At 36.1% G+C, this 17,698-nt stretch carries 21 protein-coding genes and 1 tRNA gene; 8 read left to right on the top strand and 14 right to left on the bottom strand.

Features of this window, described 5'->3' with window-relative positions:
• Window positions 1-225 precede the first annotated feature (225 nt).
• Complete coding sequence (locus MW688_RS11050; RefSeq protein ID WP_486736031.1) at window positions 226-804, bottom strand: Uma2 family endonuclease; 579 nt, start codon at window positions 802-804, stop codon at window positions 226-228.
• A 119-nt stretch (window positions 805-923) separates the two neighbouring features.
• Between MW688_RS11050 and MW688_RS11045 the strand changes: the two genes are divergently transcribed.
• Window positions 924-1,553 (top strand): DUF4126 domain-containing protein, encoded by a 630-nt coding sequence (locus MW688_RS11045; RefSeq protein WP_486736030.1) that lies wholly within the window; start codon window positions 924-926, stop codon window positions 1,551-1,553.
• Window positions 1,554-1,563: 10 nt separating this feature from the next.
• On the opposite strand, the gene MW688_RS11040 is transcribed toward MW688_RS11045, so the two are convergent.
• A complete protein-coding gene (locus MW688_RS11040; protein ID WP_486736029.1) occupies window positions 1,564-2,544 on the bottom strand; it encodes an aldo/keto reductase in 981 nt (326 codons plus the stop codon).
• Window positions 2,544-2,849 carry a hypothetical protein gene (locus MW688_RS11035; protein WP_486736028.1) on the bottom strand — a complete coding sequence of 102 codons (306 nt, stop codon included), beginning with the start codon at window positions 2,847-2,849 and terminating at the stop codon, window positions 2,544-2,546. The genes MW688_RS11040 and MW688_RS11035 overlap by 1 nt, the downstream gene beginning before the upstream one ends.
• Window positions 2,850-2,893: 44 nt before the next feature.
• On the opposite strand from MW688_RS11035, the gene MW688_RS11030 reads away from it, so the two are divergent.
• Window positions 2,894-3,388, top strand: a complete 495-nt coding sequence (locus MW688_RS11030; protein ID WP_486736027.1) for a hypothetical protein — start codon at window positions 2,894-2,896, stop codon at window positions 3,386-3,388.
• A gap of 173 nt (window positions 3,389-3,561) precedes the next feature.
• On the opposite strand, the gene MW688_RS11025 is transcribed toward MW688_RS11030, so the two are convergent.
• A complete protein-coding gene (locus MW688_RS11025; RefSeq protein ID WP_486736026.1) occupies window positions 3,562-4,269 on the bottom strand; it encodes a M23 family metallopeptidase in 708 nt (235 codons plus the stop codon).
• A 160-nt stretch (window positions 4,270-4,429) separates the two neighbouring features.
• On the opposite strand from MW688_RS11025, the gene MW688_RS11020 reads away from it, so the two are divergent.
• Window positions 4,430-4,810 carry a RidA family protein gene (locus MW688_RS11020; RefSeq protein WP_486736025.1) on the top strand — a complete coding sequence of 127 codons (381 nt, stop codon included), beginning with the start codon at window positions 4,430-4,432 and terminating at the stop codon, window positions 4,808-4,810.
• Between the two features lie 89 nt (window positions 4,811-4,899).
• On the opposite strand, the gene gor is transcribed toward MW688_RS11020, so the two are convergent.
• Window positions 4,900-6,258 carry a glutathione-disulfide reductase gene (gene gor, locus MW688_RS11015; protein WP_486736024.1) on the bottom strand — a complete coding sequence of 453 codons (1,359 nt, stop codon included), beginning with the start codon at window positions 6,256-6,258 and terminating at the stop codon, window positions 4,900-4,902.
• Window positions 6,259-6,645: 387 nt separating this feature from the next.
• On the opposite strand from gor, the gene MW688_RS11010 reads away from it, so the two are divergent.
• Window positions 6,646-7,893 (top strand): MFS transporter, encoded by a 1,248-nt coding sequence (locus MW688_RS11010; protein ID WP_486736023.1) that lies wholly within the window; start codon window positions 6,646-6,648, stop codon window positions 7,891-7,893.
• A 2-nt stretch (window positions 7,894-7,895) separates the two neighbouring features.
• Here the strand turns inward: MW688_RS11010 and MW688_RS11005 are convergent, their stop codons facing one another.
• From MW688_RS11005 to MW688_RS10995, 3 genes are all read right to left on the bottom strand, one after another.
• Complete coding sequence (locus MW688_RS11005) at window positions 7,896-8,489, bottom strand: hypothetical protein (RefSeq protein WP_486736022.1); 594 nt, start codon at window positions 8,487-8,489, stop codon at window positions 7,896-7,898.
• Between the two features lie 24 nt (window positions 8,490-8,513).
• Complete coding sequence (locus MW688_RS11000) at window positions 8,514-9,647, bottom strand: aldo/keto reductase (RefSeq protein WP_486736021.1); 1,134 nt, start codon at window positions 9,645-9,647, stop codon at window positions 8,514-8,516.
• Between the two features lie 85 nt (window positions 9,648-9,732).
• The gene (locus tag MW688_RS10995; RefSeq protein WP_486736020.1) at window positions 9,733-10,242 is read right to left on the bottom strand and encodes a bifunctional nuclease family protein; all 510 of its coding nucleotides are present in this window, start codon (window positions 10,240-10,242) and stop codon (window positions 9,733-9,735) included.
• Between the two features lie 131 nt (window positions 10,243-10,373).
• Between MW688_RS10995 and ribE the strand changes: the two genes are divergently transcribed.
• Together ribE and MW688_RS10985 are read left to right on the top strand one after the other, a co-directional pair.
• Window positions 10,374-11,069: a riboflavin synthase gene (gene ribE, locus MW688_RS10990; protein ID WP_486736032.1), complete on the top strand. Its 696-nt coding sequence runs from the start codon at window positions 10,374-10,376 to the stop codon at window positions 11,067-11,069.
• A gap of 73 nt (window positions 11,070-11,142) precedes the next feature.
• Window positions 11,143-11,214: transfer RNA gene (locus MW688_RS10985), tRNA-Asn, on the top strand.
• 73 nt (window positions 11,215-11,287) lie between these two features.
• On the opposite strand, the gene MW688_RS10980 is transcribed toward MW688_RS10985, so the two are convergent.
• The gene (locus MW688_RS10980) at window positions 11,288-11,548 is read right to left on the bottom strand and encodes a hypothetical protein (protein ID WP_486736019.1); all 261 of its coding nucleotides are present in this window, start codon (window positions 11,546-11,548) and stop codon (window positions 11,288-11,290) included.
• 196 nt (window positions 11,549-11,744) lie between these two features.
• On the opposite strand from MW688_RS10980, the gene MW688_RS10975 reads away from it, so the two are divergent.
• Entirely contained in the window at window positions 11,745-12,089 is a 345-nt protein-coding gene (locus tag MW688_RS10975; RefSeq protein WP_486736018.1) for a hypothetical protein, read from the top strand.
• A gap of 261 nt (window positions 12,090-12,350) precedes the next feature.
• Here MW688_RS10975 and MW688_RS10970 read toward each other — a convergent pair whose 3' ends face one another.
• From MW688_RS10970 to MW688_RS10955, 4 genes are all read right to left on the bottom strand, one after another.
• A complete protein-coding gene (locus MW688_RS10970) occupies window positions 12,351-12,713 on the bottom strand; it encodes a hypothetical protein (RefSeq protein ID WP_486736017.1) in 363 nt (120 codons plus the stop codon).
• 224 nt (window positions 12,714-12,937) lie between these two features.
• Window positions 12,938-13,753: a cell division protein FtsQ/DivIB gene (locus tag MW688_RS10965; RefSeq protein WP_486736016.1), complete on the bottom strand. Its 816-nt coding sequence runs from the start codon at window positions 13,751-13,753 to the stop codon at window positions 12,938-12,940.
• A 9-nt stretch (window positions 13,754-13,762) separates the two neighbouring features.
• The gene (locus tag MW688_RS10960) at window positions 13,763-14,260 is read right to left on the bottom strand and encodes a GNAT family N-acetyltransferase (RefSeq protein WP_486736015.1); all 498 of its coding nucleotides are present in this window, start codon (window positions 14,258-14,260) and stop codon (window positions 13,763-13,765) included.
• Between the two features lie 72 nt (window positions 14,261-14,332).
• A complete protein-coding gene (locus MW688_RS10955; protein WP_486736014.1) occupies window positions 14,333-15,652 on the bottom strand; it encodes a diacylglycerol kinase family protein in 1,320 nt (439 codons plus the stop codon).
• A 238-nt stretch (window positions 15,653-15,890) separates the two neighbouring features.
• Between MW688_RS10955 and MW688_RS10950 the strand changes: the two genes are divergently transcribed.
• Window positions 15,891-16,442, top strand: coding sequence for a DUF937 domain-containing protein (locus MW688_RS10950; protein WP_486736013.1), 552 nt, complete (start codon window positions 15,891-15,893; stop codon window positions 16,440-16,442).
• 101 nt (window positions 16,443-16,543) lie between these two features.
• Here MW688_RS10950 and MW688_RS10945 read toward each other — a convergent pair.
• Window positions 16,544-17,698, bottom strand: a 1,155-nt coding sequence (locus MW688_RS10945; protein WP_486736012.1) for a DUF4912 domain-containing protein, incomplete at its 5' end; no start/stop codon positions are given.

Raw genomic sequence — 17,698 nt, 5'->3', positions numbered from 1 at the left:
ATTACTCATCTAACGGTGCGTTACGGGCTTCGCCCTAACACACCCTACAACTACTACATCTACAACTACTTTTATACTGTTGGGTTTCGTGACCAAGGGCCCAACCTACAGGCTACCTTCAAAACTCATTACTCATTACTCATTACTCATTACTCATTACTCAACCCCAATCAGCAACTTTTGGCAAAGATGCTTTGGTCTGAGTCTACCTAACCTTTCTTCTTATCAACACTGCCATAACCAAGCTAAATTAAGCTCAAAATTTGCTAATACACTTTCCCCTGAAATTGTTGTCGGAGATTGTAAAATTTCTACAGGTTGTTGAGGGCGATAAATTTCCACTTGTTGTAATTCAGGATTAATTAACCAACCCAATTCTGCCCCATTATCTAAATATTCTTGCATTTTTGCTTGTGTTGTTGCCAAATTATCGCTTGGGGATAGTAACTCTAAGACAAAATCAGGACATATTGGTGGAAATTTACTTTTTTCTTCATCAGTGAGTGTTTCCCACCGTTCTTTTTTTACCCAAGAAACATCAGGAGATCGATCGCTTCCTAATGGTAAACGAAAACAAGTAGAAGAATCAAAAACTATCCCTAATTGATTTTTTCGATTCCACAATATAAATTCTCCGATTAATTCCGCATTTTTACGTCCTGTTTCTCCCCCTGTAGGTGGCATAATAATTAACTCTCCATTAGTATTTCTTTCAAATTTAAGCTCTGGGTTTTGACGACAGAGATGATAAAATTGCTCTGTACTAAGGGAAAATGCAGGTTCTAATTTTACAGTTGTGATCATGGTAGGATTACTGTTTATCTTTATTCACATAATAAAATAATACTATTTATTGACAAAACCAAAGAGCGATCGCTTAATCAATAAATTTTTAAAATCTCTTTTTCAAAGGTAGTTCAATTATGGAGTTAAATTTAGAAATAGTTACAGCCATTTGTCTTGGACTCACCTTGAGTGCGGCTTCTGGTTTTCGTATTTTTTTGCCAGCTTTGATTTTGAGTGTAGCTGGAATCAATGGTCATTTACAGCTAAGTCCAGAATTTGCTTGGGTTGCCACCTATCCTGCTTTACTTATCTTTAGTATTGCTACTTTAGTTGAAATTGCCTCTTACTATATTCCTCTAGTTGATAATTTATTAGATACTATCGCCCTTCCTTTAGCACTAATAGTAGGTACGCTTTTAACTGCGGCTGTACTTCCAGAGTTAGAATCAGTAAATCGCTGGATTATTTCTATTGTATTAGGTGGTGGTATCGCTGAGACTATCGAAGTTTTAACTATACTTTTTCGCTTGGCTTCTACTGGTATGACTGGGGGTATGGGGAATCCAGTTTTAGCTACTGTGGAGATTTTAATCGCGATCTCTCTTTCTCTGTTGGGTTTATTTTTACCTCTTTTAGCCATATTTTTGGTCATCTTCTTACTGCAACTAGCTATTAGAAGAATTTATCGTTTTATTAAAAATCGACACCGCAGACGGCGATTATCTGCAAATTCCATCCAGGATAAAAATGATCAACTCAGACCTTGATAGTAGTATGTTATTTAGTTTGAAAAATATTTTGGACCATCTTTTTCTTGACACCACTACTAGCTACATCTAAAGCCTCTACCTCTGAAGTAGTAAGTTGCCATCCCAAGGCACCAAGATTTTCTGCTGCTTGACGAGGATTTTTAGCCCCAGGAATAGGAATAGTGCCTTTACAGATGCACCAATTCAAAGCTATCTGAGAGAGGGTTTTTTGTCTATTGGTAGCGATTTCTTCTAAACAAGCTAATAGTGGCTGCATCCCAGGTAAAAGCTGTTTAAAGAGAAAACCTCTAATACCTGAGGGTAATTTATTGTCAACACTATATTTACCAGTTAATAACCCTAAAGCTAGAGGACTATAGGCGATTATTTTAATACCTAGTTCATCACAAACCTCTTTTAAGCCTAATTCTGTAACAGGATAGGTAGACATTAGAGAATATTGTACCTGTAGGCTGGTAATTGCTATGCCGCGATCTGCAAATCTTTTGTATACTTTTTTCAGTCTTTTTGGTCCATAATTAGATAAACCAACACCCCTAGCTAAACCCTGTTCATAAATATCTCCTAATCCATCTAATAAGGACCATTCTTGCCAGGGTGCATAATTAGCTGTTGACCAGTGCATTTGTACTAAATCTAGATTGCGTCCTAATCTTTCTACGGAAGCTTTAGCTGCTGATACCATAGACTGACGAGTTAATCTCCAGGGATAGGCGGCCAATTTTGTAGCGATACAGAGATTTTCTCCTAGGTTTGGAGTATAAGCTTGGGCAAATTTTCCCAGGAGAGTTTCACTTCTTCCTTGGAGTTTACCTGTGCCGTAGGAATCACCTGTATCAAACAAAGTAACCTGATTTTGCACACACAGATTGAAAACTTTTTGCAGTTCTTCATCCATATTGGGACTATATCCCCATAAAAGCTTATTTCCCCAAGCCCAAGTTCCACACCCCATAGTTGGTAGAGTTAGTTTTGCCTGATTTGCCATTAGTTTAATCGTTTTAGTTCTTGATTAATATTATCTAACAAAGCATCATAGTATTGCCTGATGGTTTCCACAATTTTAACAACTGCTTCAGGGGGCAGAAAGAAAAGAAGAAGGTATGAAGGTAGAACTTTATCATAACTAATTAAACGGACATGATATGAGTTATTATTTTCTGGAGTATTTTGAGCTGAAAACTTAGGAAAAATCAGATTGAATGGTTTAATTTTTGCTACAACAATATATCTATAGACTGTGTTATAATATTGTCCTGAGTGTAACTTGTAAAGATTGCTGGTTATGGACAAACTAAAACTCTAAGCTAAGCAAGAATTAAACTTTTATTTTTAGAATGATTTATAATTTACCAATTAAATTAGTTTTAAGTACTATTTTGCTTTTTGTCAACCTTAAAAGTTCTAAGTTAGAATTAACTAAAATGTATGTTGAACTGATTAGTTGTAATAACAGTTTAACTGAGACTTGTTCAGATTCCCCTGTTACTAGTTTGGCTGACTATGCAGATGGTCAATATTTCTATGGGGAACAAACCGAAGCTAATCAAGTTGGAGAAAAGTACTTAATTTTAAAAAAAGAAGCAGATTTAATCCATGGTTTTGCCTATATCAGAAATTCTGGTAATGGCGCATATTGTTTCCAAGGTGAAGTTATCAATAATCAAATTGTTAATGTCCGAATTATTGATATTAACGCAAGTGGAAATAGTGATGTTTATCAGTCAGAAACAAATATTGACCTTAATTCTTACTATCCTCTTGCAGAAGCAGAAACACAATTGAATACTCAAGTCTGGCTTGAAAAATGTATTCAATTGTTTAATGATTAGTTGATAGCTTTTTTCAGTCTACTGAGGTACAGAGGTTAACGAACTAGGTAACTTCTGTACAGACTATATATTTTTAAAAGAAAAAACCACATGGATTTATTTAATTTAGCTCCCAAAAATATTCAGTAGGTAGGTAAAATTAAACCTAAAATAGAAAAAGTTTTAAATTTGCCCTAAACGATAGGATTAATAAAATCCAAAGGATTCAAAGGAATATTATTTCGCCTTACTTCAAAATGAAGATGTACTCCAAAAGAGAAACCAGTATTCCCCATAATACCAATTTCCTGACCTTGGGTAACCTCTTGATTATGATTAACATTTACAGAACTCAGATGAGCATATCTAGTTTGCAGACCTAATTGAGAATGCTCTAAATAAACTACGTTACCATAACCTCCTCCACAACTAGTATCGCCTACCACACAACTTTTCTCTACTACTTTGACTTTTCCATCGGCCACAGCAAAGACTTTTTGCATAGGTGTTACTTTGTGAGCAATATCTATACCAAAATGATCACGCCTACCAGATGCTAAAAAGCCACTAGTGACTATACAACCATCCCCAACGGGTTTGATCATTTTTGCTTCAATTTCAACACTAATTATATTAGTATCAAATTCTAAAGAATTGCCCTGTGCATCAAATGCTTCAACAACAATTTCTCTTCTAGCCGCAGTGTTAAAGACAACATTGGCAGCCCATATACCATTGTTTACAGGAACAGGATTACCCACTAAATCAAAAGTAGTTCCACCCCACGGAGTGTATAATTCTATTGAAGAAACACTGGTGTCAGCAGTACCTGAAACTAAAAAAGGTTTATTAACAGGAAATGATTCTCCAGAACTGGGTTGAGTAATTTTTACTAATGCCATAAATAATGTTTCTCCAATGCTAAATTTTTAATTGCCACATAATAATTAATTGGTATTCTTACATCATTGTAACATATCTTCGATGTCATCAATAAAATTCCTCTAATACCAAGTGGGATAAAATAGCATAACTAGAGCTAAAAAATATGGGTAAAAGCACATGCCACGTTATCTAATATCTACGGGATCGTCTTTTGAAGAAGCAGTAGCCTACTCCCGTGCGGTTGTTAATGGAGATTGGCTGTTTATATCAGGAACTACTGGATACAATTATGAAAATATGACCATTTCTGATGATGTTGTAGAACAAGCAGAACAATGCTTTAGCAATATAACAGAAGTACTCAAAGAAGCGGGTTTTAATTGGTCAGATGTGGTAAGAGTTCGCTACATTTTCCCCAATCGAGATGATTTTGAACCTTGTTGGCCAACTATCAGAAAATATTTAGGTGAGGTTAAACCGACGTCAACTATGATAGTAGCAGGACTAGCAACTCTAGAAATGAAAATAGAGGTAGAAATAACAGCTTATCGTGGTTAATTATGTCGGTTTTTCCGTCTAATTAAGCTCAAAGGGCGATCGCCTCCTTAGCTAGAATACATTTAGTGCGATCGCCCGATTTTTATTATCTATCTCATGGTTACAAACTCTTCAGCAGAACTAGGATGAATTCCTACAGTATCATCAAAGTCAGTTTTAGTCGCGCCCATTTTCACGGCAATCGCCACTCCTTGAATAATTTCTGCTGCATAATCTCCCACCATGTGGGCACCCAAGACCTTATTAGATTCTTTATGTACTACTAACTTCATCATTGTTTTTTCCTGTTTTCCTGGAAGTACATAGTACATAGCCCGAAATTCAGAGCGGTAAACAATGATACCATCTTCTCCATACTTAGACTTAGCTTCTGCTTCTGTTAAGCCTACTGTTGCTGCCTCTGGAGTACTAAACACTGCTGAAGGTACATTTTCGTGACTCATAATATGGGGTTTTCCACCAAACTCTTTATCGGCGAAGGCACGTCCTTCACTGATGGCTACTGGAGTAAGATTAATTCTATCAGTACAATCTCCCACCGCATAGATATTTGGTTGAGAAGTGCGACTATATTCATCTACAGCGATCGCCCCTGATTTCAATTCTACTCCGGCATTGTCTAAACCCAACTTATCCACATTAGGAATTCTCCCTGTTGCGGCTAATCCCACGGCATCTACTAGGACAAATTCAGAATCTCCGCCACCTGCTGTTTTAATATAAACCTTTAATCCTTCGGGAGTTTTTTCTATTTTTGTGGCTTGAGTTTGAGTCATAATCTTCACTCCATGATTTTCCATTCCTGTTTGAATCATGTTGCGAATATCTTCATCAAAACCTTTTAAGATCTTTTCACCGCGTACCAACTGAGTCACTTCTGTACCTAGATGGTTCATAATGCAGGCAAATTCTACACCTATATAACCTGCACCAATAATCATAATATTTTTAGGCTGCTTTTCTAAAGTAAACATCCCATCAGATATGATTGTGTGTTCAATTCCTGGTATATCTGGTTTAACTGGATGTCCTCCCACAGCGATCAAGATTTTATCTGCGGTAACTTTTTTGTCTCCTACTTCCACAGTATGAGGATCTAATAATTTTGCATATACATCAAAAAGTTGTACCTTGGACTTATCTAGCATTGTTTTATAAATACCATTTAACCGGACAGTTTCTTGGTTAACTGCGGTAATCATTTTATTCCAATCAAGGGTACTTTCTACTTTACTCCAGCCATAACCTTCGGCTTCACTAAATTGTGCCGGGAAATGAGAAGCATAAACCATGAGTTTTTTTGGTACACAACCTCGGTTAACACAAGTTCCCCCTAGGCGATCTGGTTCTGCTAGTCCTACTTTTGCGCCATATTCTGCTGCGCGTCTTGCTGTAGCTATTCCTCCTGAACCGCCACCTAGTACAAATAAATCGAAATCATAACTCATTACACTTTACACCTTAAATATTTAATTTTTAATCAAAAAGCAAAAAACAGTTACACGTTCTTTGGTTAATTTTAACACGTGAGCGGAATGTCCCTACGCAGTACTGCATAGGTTGCATTGATCCAGAATAAATGCAGGAGGTACGACGGTATTCAACTCAATTGAGATAGCCCAGAATTCTGAAAGAGGAAAGCAACGCTGCTGTTTCTAGCGTCAACTTAACCTAAGGCAGGGGGGCGATCGCATTTAGAGCAGCTTTAATTATTAATTTTACCGCTCAATCCCTTAACCTTTGTACCTCAGTAGACTAAAAAACGCTATAAATCAATAAAAGTTTAGAATTAAGTCAAGAAGGAACTCGAATCGTACATTAAATAATTATTAATCGTGACTCTAATTCAAACTTTACAATCAATTTCTCTAGAAACCAGGAAAAATCTACTTACTCTATTTATCATCGCCATTTTTTTTTGGCTTAGTATTACAGCTTTATTACCAACTTTACCAACTTATGTGATTGAGGTTGGTGGTAATACTCAACAAGTTGGTTTGGTGATGGGCAGTTTTGCCATTGGACTACTATTATCCAGAACTTGGTTAGGACGAGTAGCTGATCATCGCAGTCGCAAATTAGTAATTTTAATTGGTACAGGTGTGGCAGCAACTGCTCCCTTGGGTTATCTTTTACTGGCTTCTCTTCCTGGTTTAATGAGTGTGAGAGCTTATCATGGCATTAGTATTGCTGCTTTTACTACAGGATATAGTGCATTAGTAGTAGATTTAGCTCCAGTTAAGCACAAAGGCGAAATTATTGGTTACATGACTTTAGCAATGCCAATTGGTATGGCGATTGGACCTGCTGTGGGAGGGTTTATTCAAGAGGGAATGGGCAACTTGACCCTGTTTATGGCTACCTCTATTTCTGGGTTGGGGTCTTGGTTATTAACTTTGAAAATAACTGAGAAAAATCGAAAACATGATTTAAATATTAATAAAACTCAGCTTCGTAGTGTAGCAGCCTTGTTACAGTCTACGGGATTAATAGTTATGGCAACAATTATGTTTTTAATTGGTTTAGTGTTCGGTAATTTGGTAGCTTTTATGCCATTGTTTATTAAAACAGAATTACCGAATTTTAATCCAGGGATATTTTATACAGCGATCGCCATAGCGAGTTTTTCTGCTCGGGTTTTTGTCGGACGAGTTTCTGACCTATATGGTAGAGGTTTATTTATTTCCCTGAGTCTTTGTTTTTACATAATCTCCATGAGTTGTTTAAGTTTAGCTGATTCGCCAGTTTTATTAATTCTTGGAGCAATTTTTGAAGGTGCTGGGGCTGGTATACTAATTCCCATGATTATTGCGATGATGTCGGACCGCTGTTATGATTCTGAGAGAGGACGGGTTTTTTCTCTGTGTATTGGTGGATTTGATGTGGGCATAGCTTTAGCTGGACCTATTTTCGGCTTTATAGCCACTCAACTAGACTATAGAAGTTTATTTATGATTGCTGTGGGTTTAGTTGTGTTAGCTTTGTTAATTTTTATCTGTTTTTCCAATAAAAAGCTAAGTACTTCTTACCGTTTTGCTATAGGTCAAGCTCAAGATTTATATGCTATGGATTTAAACAAGTAAAATTAATTACTTAATTCTAAACTATTGGCTTCTGTAGAATTGAAATCCACACGACAAGAATAGGGGGTCGTGCTAAAATCACATTCATAGAAAGCTACACATTGATCAGGGCGATTAAAAACCCGCAAGTTATATTGATACTCTCTAGCTACTGTACCCATTTGATTAACTAGACGATAGCGTTTGATATAGTCTAAAATTGTCCAAAGCTGACGGTTAATCAACAAATCAACGGTATTATCTTCAGTGTTGATCATCCAACCTTGAATTAATTTACCGTTAAAGGGATCGAATTGTTCTTTTGCCCACCAGAGGCTAGGTAAGTTGGGGGTATAGCTATCAAAGTCTGACTCGGTAATAAAATTCGGGTCCGATTGATTAATGATAGTTTGAGAGGTTAAAGAACAAGTTAACTCTTCTACTTGAGGTTGAGCAATAGCTGTGAGAGAAAAAAAGGGAGTCAACAAGTTAACCAGCAATAGGAATTGATACCACCTTCGGTTTTTAAAAATCTCTCCCTTGCTCCCCTGCTCCCCTTCTCCCCTTCTTCCTGCTCCCAAAGCTCCCCTGCTCCCTTGCTTGTTTATAAATAACATTTCATTTTGATTCACTAACATAAATTATTCGGACCAAAGACGACGTCTTGATCTCTCTTCGAGAAGACTATGAGTATTAAATAATAGTTCCGGGATATTCAATTTTTCTGGACAACGGGGTAAGCATTCGCCGCAACTAGTACAACGGTTACCTTTTTTTCCGGGAAACCAATGTCCTGCTTTTTCCAACATATTGTAACGGTATTGACCGTATTCTTTTAGGTCATAAGCAATTGCTAAATTTCGTAGTCTTAGAATTTCAGGAATATTGACAGATTCTGGACAGGGAAGACATTGATAACATTGACTACAAAGATCGCCCTTTAAACTATTTTCTAGATGTGTTTCTAGATTAAGAAGTATCTCTTTTTCCTGTGTTGTTAAAGGGAAAACTTGGTCCCCTATTTCTGCTGCTATTTCTAATTGTTGAGGATTAGCGGCACCCACACTGAGAGTATTTATACGTTGATCACTCAACAAAAAGCGATAGTTTAAAACCATGGGAGTAAAAGGTTTACACAAATTCGCCAAGGTTGCTGAGGGTTGATAAAGACGTCCACCCTTGTCTGTGGGGGAAATAATAAATATGCCTAAATTTCGACTGGTAGCTAACTCAATTATTGGTTGATTGTGCTGCCAAAAATAATAATAGTGTAGGAAGACAAACTCGAATAAATCTGTCTCGATTGCCGCTTTAATTAACTCTCGACTACCGTGAGTTGAAAAACCTAGATGTCTTACTTTTCCTTGGGAGATGGCCTTATGAATAGCTTTCAAGCAGCCATTTTCTGCCGTCACTCTTGCTAAATGTTCCCAGGTGTTGATTCCGTGAATAGCTAAACAGTCTATATAGTTTAACTGGAGGCGTTCCAATGACTCGTCTATCCATCTCGACATTTCTCCCTCTTGGCTAGTAGGGGGAATTTTGGTAGTTATATATATGTCTGAACGAGATTTTGGCAATCCTTGTTTAAGGGTTTTACCTAAATAAACCTCACTCTTACCGTAGCCTCTTGCTGTTTCAAAATGGTTGATTCCAATACTAACTGCTTTTCTAATTGTGTCTTGAAATTCTTGTTGGGAATCTAAGCAACGCATAGTCCCCAATGAGAATACAGACATATTTAAATTAGTTTTTCCAAAGAGTCGATACTGCATTTACTTGATATCTCACACTAGTACTTTTGTACAAAGTTCATCAAAACAAGACCACACAGGCTATGTATGAGATAAATAATTAAGTTCAGGGATAGTCAGTATTTTCTGAGAAACCTCCTCTATTAATTAAATCTTCTGGTCTTAGATTTGCCACAAACTCTTTAAAAGCTTGTCTTTCTTCTTCGTCTGCGTCTCTATCTACAGGGATAGAAGCATCAGCTACTACTTCTTCCATTACCCAAATTGGGCTACCTGTACGTAAAGCGATGGAAATGGCATCACTAGGACGACAATCAATTTCTTTATTCACTTCTCCTTGTTTTAAGCATAATATGGCGTAAAATGTATTGTCTTGTAGAGAATGAATAATAATTTTTTCTAGTACCATGTTCCAGGTATCAAAAATGTTACTGATTAAATCATGAGTTAGAGGACGTGGTGGTTTTTGTCCTTCTAAAGCCGCAATAATGGACTTAGCTTGTTCTTGCCCTATGTATATAGGTAAAGCCCTTCTATCTAAACTATCTTTGAGTAGGACTATAGGGCTACGTGTTACTGCATCTAAGGCAATTCCTGCAACATTCATTTCAATCATAAGCGATCGCCTCCCACGCGAATAAAACAGTTAGTACTAATATATCTAGACTCAGATTTAGCAAGAGTTAGGTTTTTCATTTAAAATATTAACCTATACCATCATTTATTATATTGTCTCAAAAAATAGCCGTGTTTACTGGACTAATTCAAAGCTTAGGTAAAATCGAATTAATCAATCAAGATCATCTAAAAGTTTATCTAACTTCCGATTACCATCATAATAATATTCTAACTGATCTAGCTATAGGTGATAGTGTGGCAGTTGATGGAATTTGCTTAACTGTAGCAGAAATTATCAAAAATGGTTTTATTGCCATAGCATCTCCTGAAACTCTCAGACGCAGTACACTAGGTTATCATCAATACGCTGCTCAATTGACAAATTTAGAAACTTCTTTACGCCTCGGGAGTAAATTAGGTGGTCACTTTGTCACAGGTCATATAGATGGTCTGGCTTGTTTAGAGGAGGTTACTGCTACTGCTTCGGCTTGGGAAATGAGATTTACAGCGCCAGAATCTTTTCAAGCTGACTGGCAGGAGGCGATCGCTCCTTATTTGGTTTTCAAGGGGAGTGTAGCTGTCAATGGTATTAGTTTAACTGTAGCTGATTGTGCTCTCGATAGAAGTTGGTTCCGGGTCGCGGTTATTCCCCATACTTATCAAGAAACTAATTTATCTCATCTTCAAGTAGGTGATTGGGTTAATATCGAAAGTGATATCTTAGGTAAATACGTCAATCGTTTATTAGAACAGCGTTTTCATGGGGAAAAAGTTATCAATAGTACTGTAGATACTAGCTTTTTAGCAGAACATGGTTATCTTTGAAAAAAAAAGTTTTTTTTACCTTGACAGATAAATTTATTTATGTTTATAATAAATAACTGTGACGCCCAAGCGATCCTCAGTAGCTCAGCGGTAGAGCGGTCGGCTGTTAACCGATTGGTCGCAAGTTCGAATCTTGCCTGGGGAGTTAGAAATAAAAATATTTATTTTATACAAAAAAATTGTTACTTAATTAACGAGTACGTTGGCACACAATACTTTTATATTCTTCGACGATTAAGTCGGATTAAATGTTGTGAAAGTCTATCAGTTGTAGAAGCATTAAAATTATTTTGAAATTTCTGCAAACTGTCTGGAAACAGATTAACAATTACTAAACTATTAGGTACATGGGTGAGGATTTCTCGCAGAGAATCTCCAAAGCTAATTAATAATGCTGGATGATTAATGAGTGATTCAAGTTGGTCGAAGACAATAATTAAGGGTTCATCCAGAGTTGAAAGTTGCCCAAACAAGGTCATAGCTTCTAAGGCAAACTCCTCTTCACTTATATCTTCTTGCCAATTACTTAAGCATAATTTATTAACTAAATTAATATTTTTGAGTTTATTTTCAATAAGAATATCAGTTTTTTATGCTCTAATCATTACTGGTATTTTTGCTTTAATTATCGGGCTTTACCATTTAATAAGCGAACAGAGTCTAATTTCACAGTTAATGCAAAAACAACTACTTTTATCTGGTTCTTTGATGGCAGATAGTCTTTGTTCAGGTATATTTATTGGTTTTATCTTAGCTGAATTATTCAATTTTAATCATGCTTTAGTAAAAACAGGATTAAATAAAAATTTAGCATTTGTGTTTATTTTAAATAATTTTGCTTTAGGAATTTTAGTAGCGATTAGACTGTTCGGATATAGTTTTAATACTATTATTACTACTATATATTTAATTTTAGTAGCAGTAGTATTATTCACTTTTATTCATTTAATAGTCAAAGAAAAACGCTACTATCTCGATTATAGGAAAACGGAAAAAATGAAAAGTTTAATTGAATCCTAGGATAAAATTAAACTAATATCAATATTTAACCATCTATTTAGTATAATTGGTTTAATATTTCTTTTCAATCATGGACATTATTTAATATAAAAAGCAAGCAATGGCAAGAGAAGATTAGTAAGTTGCTAAACGCTTTATATGGTAAGCGATTTAAGCTTTTTACCGTCTAAAAAAAGAGTATCACTATTTTTACAGTTGTGACAAAAATCCTACAATGGACAATTGTTGTACATCTCAAATCAGTACCTGAATATTTTTTATTTATCTCCTCATGTATCCATTCAAACTATCACATAATACACGCGCATACTCTCCTGCACAAAATATATAAGCTCTAGATCCATTATTTTCACAAAGAATATAAACTCGAGTTGAAGGAGCTTCTCCTGACAAACCTCTGTTGTCACCTGAAGTTTTCACATTGCGAAGTCTTTCTCTTCTCATTGCTTCATCCGCTCTTCTAAAACAACTTCCTACACTACTAAGACCTGTATTTGTAATTCTCCAACCAGTAGCAGGCTGAGCAAGAGTTGGAAATGGGTAAATTACTAAACTTATTAAAATATTAATTTTTACTATTGTAAAAAATCTTAATAATTTATAATAATTCTGTCTAACTGCCATGATTACTTTGTTTTATTTTTGGTAACTTTAAATAGTATAATTCCTAATCTAAATTTTGTCTAGGGGGTTTCTGTTGCCAAGAATTATGAATTACATCACAATTCTATGTATATCACTTGTTTGAGCGGCAACATCGTGCATGTGATTCATTTAATTTCAGGAGTGGATTAATCTCTCACCCCATCAGCTAATTTAATTAAAAGAGATCGCCCCTTCTGTTAAATCTACTTAAACTTAACAGAAGGCAAATCAGGATTACTTAAATCTATATATTCAACTTGAGTCATCTCAATTTCCTCGGGATTAGGAGGCATCTTGGTAATAACCGCTAGTTGTTGCTCAATTTGGGTAGGATAATTGCCTAAATAAAAATTACCACGATCTGTGGTTAATAAAATAGCTGTATTTGATCGCCACTCAATCGAAAAAATTTTTACAGGAGTTTGTTGTATAAATTGCTGAATTTTCTGCCAGTAGGGTTGATATTCCTTGTTGTAGTTAATTACAGTTAATATTGGTTCAGGTAAAATTGACTTATTTAAAACTTGAGGGTAGAAGTCTTCTAATATAAATACCCCATCACCATCTATAAAACCTAGTAAGACTCGACTTGGTGAGGCTGTGGCTTGATTTAATTTTGGAGAGACTACTATAGCTACAGGTTGTCTTTCCTCAACATAAATATTTACTTGAGTGGGAAATAACTGACGAGTTACCCTAGCTTCTTTTATTGGTTGACTAGAATCTAATTTTTCAATAATTTCCTCAGTATTCATTTGCCACAAATACTGAGGATAATTAAGAGAGATTAACTTCTGTATGTCTTCTGTTTCCATTAACTGGTTACCAACTATGTTCATTTGTTGGTCAGTGGTTATATGCCAGTAGGGTAGGCGCATTGTCCAGAATAAACCGCCACTTACACCTGTTAAAAATAGTAAGCGCCATACAGATTGTAATAACTTGATTGTTCTTTTCCAGCGTAATTTTTTACGTCTTTCGTCAGATTGGTAGTTACTTAACTTTTCTGTTATAGTCATAGGTTGTTATTATTCTTCAATTTTTCTTCCTAGGATAATTAAATCTCGTTGATGTTGATCTAATTCGGCAATTCCTGGTAAATAACCCCATTGTTCAAATTTATGTTGTTTGAATAATTGTAAACTAGGAAGATTGTGAGCAAACACTAATGCTAACAAATGAGTGATATTAAGCTGGGGACTCTTAGTAATTGCCTGGGTTAGTAATTGTTTCCCTACTCCTTGACGGCGTTTAGTTGGGCACACATAAATGCTTAATTCAGCAGTTTTATGATAGGCGGCACGATCTTTAAAAGATTGAAAACTTAACCATCCCGCAATTTCCTCTTCAATCTCTAATACCCAAATCGGGCGATCGCTACTACGATTTTCTTTAAACCATCTTAATCGACTTTCTACAGAAACCTTCTCTAAATCTGCTGTAGCTTGTCTTCCTGGTATACTTGCGTTATATATTTCTACTATATATGGTAAATCAGACAGATTAGCGTCACGTATCTTGTGCATCTTCTGGCAATATCTCGATGATTAGCTTGGCTATTATATTTTTGATGGAAAAATATTCAGTATTGGAATATACTATTTATCGAAATTTTTATAGTCAAAGGGCGCATAAACTGTTAATCCTCCTGGTTGACATTCGCATTCTACCCTAGAAGTCTCAATTATTTCTCCATCTATCACTAGTTTTTGAGGTTCTTCAAGGGTAATTTTGATACTTTTACTTCTTAAACATAACAAGTTATCGTGATTAGTTGGTCTTTTTACTAAAGCTGAGGTAAACAAAGAGGCGATCGCATTGAAGCCATCTAAGGGCGTCTTAACAGTGGCTATAGTTATTTCTAATAGTCCATCATCACAAATAACTTCACCAAATCCTTGAGCTAATACTGAAGTTGCTGGTGCTACATTAGCAATAGTAATTGCAGTAGCTTCTATTTCAGTGGAATGTTTATTGATCTCCAGAATAGCTTTAAAGCTTTGTTGTTCAGTAACTTGTCTTGCTCCCGCTAGTAAATATGCTAAAGTACCAAGACGATTTTTCAGTTCTCGATTTGCTTTATTAACCATTTCTGCTTCAAAACCTAAACCTGCTAACAAAATCATTGGTTTGTTGTTGCAAATTGCTGCATCAATTACCCGAGTATTGCTGGCAAGAATTATTTCACAGGCACCTCTTAAGTTATTAGGAATTCCCAAAGCTGCCGCAAAGGCATTAGCTGTACCTCTTGGGATTACACCCAAAGGAATATTCGTACCAATCACCGCCTCAGCTACCGCAGATACTGTACCATCTCCTCCTGAAGCAATAATTAGCCCTTTAGTAAGGTTTCCGTTTTCCCCTTGAGATTTAAGAGTAGCCACGGCATCTTCGGCTTGTTTCATAGGATCTAAATCTTCTTGAGTATAAATCACTTGTACTAATATTTGGGGTTCGAGAATTGAACGAATTAAAGTTAAATCTTGTTCGGGATTTCCTCTTCCTGCTACTGGATTAAAAATAAGATAAGCAATACGGCTTTGACTAAATCCTCTAATAATTAGTTCTGCTGATGCTCGATTAAGGATCAAGGGTATATTATAGTTTTGACAGTTGCGCAAAACTAAATGAAAGCTAGGATAATTGAGCCACAACACTTGAGGATCTACGAAAAAGAAGACACAGGCTATTTCTCTAGCGGCAATTTCTAAAGCAAGGACTAAATCTCCTCCTTTTGAGAGTGAATCTATCAAAGTTATTGAGAGTTGTTGAATTTGATTGTCTAGTGTTAAATCCTCATATAAATCTTGAGTCATGAGAATCCCAAAATGAGCTAAGGTCGTTTGGTGTTTCTTAATCCACGCAATCATCGATTCTGTATATTCTGGATGAGCTAAAATAGCTATTTTATTTGACATAAGTGCTACTCTTTTATTTCCTTATAAACAAGATTTATAGCTTTTCTTAACTTATCACGTTCAATTGTTTAACTGATTGGTTTTAGAAGAGCGAATTTTTTTGAGGATATGAATAAATATAAACTTTTTAGAGCTTATACTATAATGATTGCGAAAGTTGTTTAGCTTGACCCTTTTTCTTTTTATAGGAGTTTAGGGTTTCTAAACCATTCACTTTAATAGAGGAAGATAGATAATTATGGGAATGTTTTTTGATGTTTTAAGTGCTATCAACAATCCTAATCAAGAAGCCAGCATTGATAAACTCAGTGAAGTAACTGGTAGTCTTAATGAGATAACTTCTAATACTGATTTGGATTCTTCAGCCATGGAAGGAGTCCTTTCTTCTTTAGGGGGGGTATTGAGTTCTCATCTTAAAGAAGAATCTCAAAATGATGGTAATTTCCTAGAAGGTATTATGGATAAATTTACAGGTGGAGACGATAACCCTCTAATGGGAGGCGGTAATCCTCTAACAGGGGGTATTCAATCCATGATATCTAACCAAATGGAAAACCAAATTATAAGTGCCGTTGCTGATAGAACTGGCCTAGATACATCCATGTTGCAAGCAGTGGTGCCAAAATTATTACCTGCTGTTATGGGTTTATTGCGTATGGGCAAAACCACACCGGGAGCAGTTGGTGAAAGTGGTAATCCTTTACTAAAATCCTTTTTAGAGGGCGATGGCGGAGCAGATTTAGGTAACGTCTTCAAATTTGCTAATCGTTTTTTAAATCCCAGTAATTGATTGATATCTTGCCATTAGGCATAAGAAAAAGCGGTGATTAATCAAAGATTCACCGCTTTTTTTATTACTCACCTGGTTAAGGTGAGAGAAAAAGATTGGCTTTATTCAGTTGCTGTATCTGGAGAACATGGAGGTATTCGGACTGGTTGCGATCTCGCTAATCTTAACCAATTTTCTTCTATAGTTAAATAACCAATCTCAACTAAATAATCTCGATTATCAACAGTTATAGATAAATGAGCATCCGTTGCCGATTCTGAGCAATCAAACTGCTCCATAGTATTAACTATGTCTATATCTTCCTCAATGTTGCTAGTTACATCATATAGACGCAATACCAATTTTTCACCTCCCTGTTGTCGGAGGACTTGTTTTTCCGTATCGGATATTTCCCAATAGGCATAAGCAGTTTTACAGTCATGGGCGACTAAAATTATGCGACTGGTTTCAGTAGTTGGGGTTATTTCCTCTTCTTCTGGGATGAGAGTAGTTGCCCCTAATCCCACAGCACCTGCTACGGCACCTGCTGCCGCTGTTAGAGGATTTAAATCAAGAGTTTCAGGAGGGCAAGAAGGCACGTGAATGGTATCAGAGCGAGCGATGCTTATCCATTCTTCATTGTCGCTGATATAGCCTATTTCTACATGATAATCTCGGTCATCTATAGGTATATCCAGATAGGCATCTTGAGCTTGATTATCACATTGAGTGGTGCTGATTAACTCTGAATCTGAGTAGAGATGAAGGGTTAATTCTGATAAATTTGAGCTAATTGGAGCAGGTATTTCCCAATAGGCATAAGCACTTTTACAGTCATGGGCGACTAAAATTATGCGACTGGTTTCAGTAGTTGGGGTTATTTCCTCTTCTTCTGGGATGAGAGTAGTTGCCCCTAATCCCACAGCACCTGCTACGGCACCTGCTGCCGCTGTTAGAGGATTTAAATCAAGAGTTTCAGGAGGGCAAGAAGGCACGTGAATGGTATCAGAGCGAGCGATGCTTATCCATTCTTCATTGTCGCTGATATAGCCTATTTCTACATGATAATCTCGGTCATCTATAGGTATATCCAGATAGGCATCTTGAGCTTGATTATCACATTGAGTGGTGCTGATTAACTCTGAATCTGAGTAGAGACAGAGGATTAATTCTGATAAAGATGAGCGAGTTGAATCGGGTATTTCCCAATAAGCATAAGCAGTTTTACAGTCATGGGCGACTAAAATTATGCGACTGGTTTCAGTAGTTGGGGTTAT

The organism is Johannesbaptistia floridana, assembly GCF_057440575.1.
The sequence above is the reverse complement of the archived record's forward strand: the minus strand, read 5'-3'. Positions and strand labels throughout refer to the sequence as shown.

What these genes read in the sequence shown, in the direction of transcription:
- MW688_RS11050 (WP_486736031.1), bottom strand. Translation starts at nt 804, where the DNA reads ATGATCACAACTGTAAAATTAGAACCTGCATTTTCCCTTAGTACAGAG.
- MW688_RS11045 (WP_486736030.1), top strand. Translation starts at nt 924, where the DNA reads ATGGAGTTAAATTTAGAAATAGTTACAGCCATTTGTCTTGGACTCACC.
- MW688_RS11040 (WP_486736029.1), bottom strand. Translation starts at nt 2,544, where the DNA reads ATGGCAAATCAGGCAAAACTAACTCTACCAACTATGGGGTGTGGAACT.
- MW688_RS11030 (WP_486736027.1), top strand. Translation starts at nt 2,894, where the DNA reads ATGATTTATAATTTACCAATTAAATTAGTTTTAAGTACTATTTTGCTT.
- MW688_RS11025 (WP_486736026.1), bottom strand. Translation starts at nt 4,269, where the DNA reads ATGGCATTAGTAAAAATTACTCAACCCAGTTCTGGAGAATCATTTCCT.
- MW688_RS11020 (WP_486736025.1), top strand. Translation starts at nt 4,430, where the DNA reads ATGCCACGTTATCTAATATCTACGGGATCGTCTTTTGAAGAAGCAGTA.
- gor (WP_486736024.1), bottom strand. Translation starts at nt 6,258, where the DNA reads ATGAGTTATGATTTCGATTTATTTGTACTAGGTGGCGGTTCAGGAGGA.
- MW688_RS11005 (WP_486736022.1), bottom strand. Translation starts at nt 8,489, where the DNA reads ATGTTATTTATAAACAAGCAAGGGAGCAGGGGAGCTTTGGGAGCAGGA.
- MW688_RS11000 (WP_486736021.1), bottom strand. Translation starts at nt 9,647, where the DNA reads ATGCAGTATCGACTCTTTGGAAAAACTAATTTAAATATGTCTGTATTC.
- MW688_RS10995 (WP_486736020.1), bottom strand. Translation starts at nt 10,242, where the DNA reads ATGATTGAAATGAATGTTGCAGGAATTGCCTTAGATGCAGTAACACGT.
- MW688_RS10980 (WP_486736019.1), bottom strand. Translation starts at nt 11,548, where the DNA reads ATGACCTTGTTTGGGCAACTTTCAACTCTGGATGAACCCTTAATTATT.
- MW688_RS10975 (WP_486736018.1), top strand. Translation starts at nt 11,745, where the DNA reads ATGCAAAAACAACTACTTTTATCTGGTTCTTTGATGGCAGATAGTCTT.
- MW688_RS10970 (WP_486736017.1), bottom strand. Translation starts at nt 12,713, where the DNA reads ATGGCAGTTAGACAGAATTATTATAAATTATTAAGATTTTTTACAATA.
- MW688_RS10965 (WP_486736016.1), bottom strand. Translation starts at nt 13,753, where the DNA reads ATGACTATAACAGAAAAGTTAAGTAACTACCAATCTGACGAAAGACGT.
- MW688_RS10960 (WP_486736015.1), bottom strand. Translation starts at nt 14,260, where the DNA reads ATGCACAAGATACGTGACGCTAATCTGTCTGATTTACCATATATAGTA.
- MW688_RS10955 (WP_486736014.1), bottom strand. Translation starts at nt 15,652, where the DNA reads ATGTCAAATAAAATAGCTATTTTAGCTCATCCAGAATATACAGAATCG.
- MW688_RS10950 (WP_486736013.1), top strand. Translation starts at nt 15,891, where the DNA reads ATGGGAATGTTTTTTGATGTTTTAAGTGCTATCAACAATCCTAATCAA.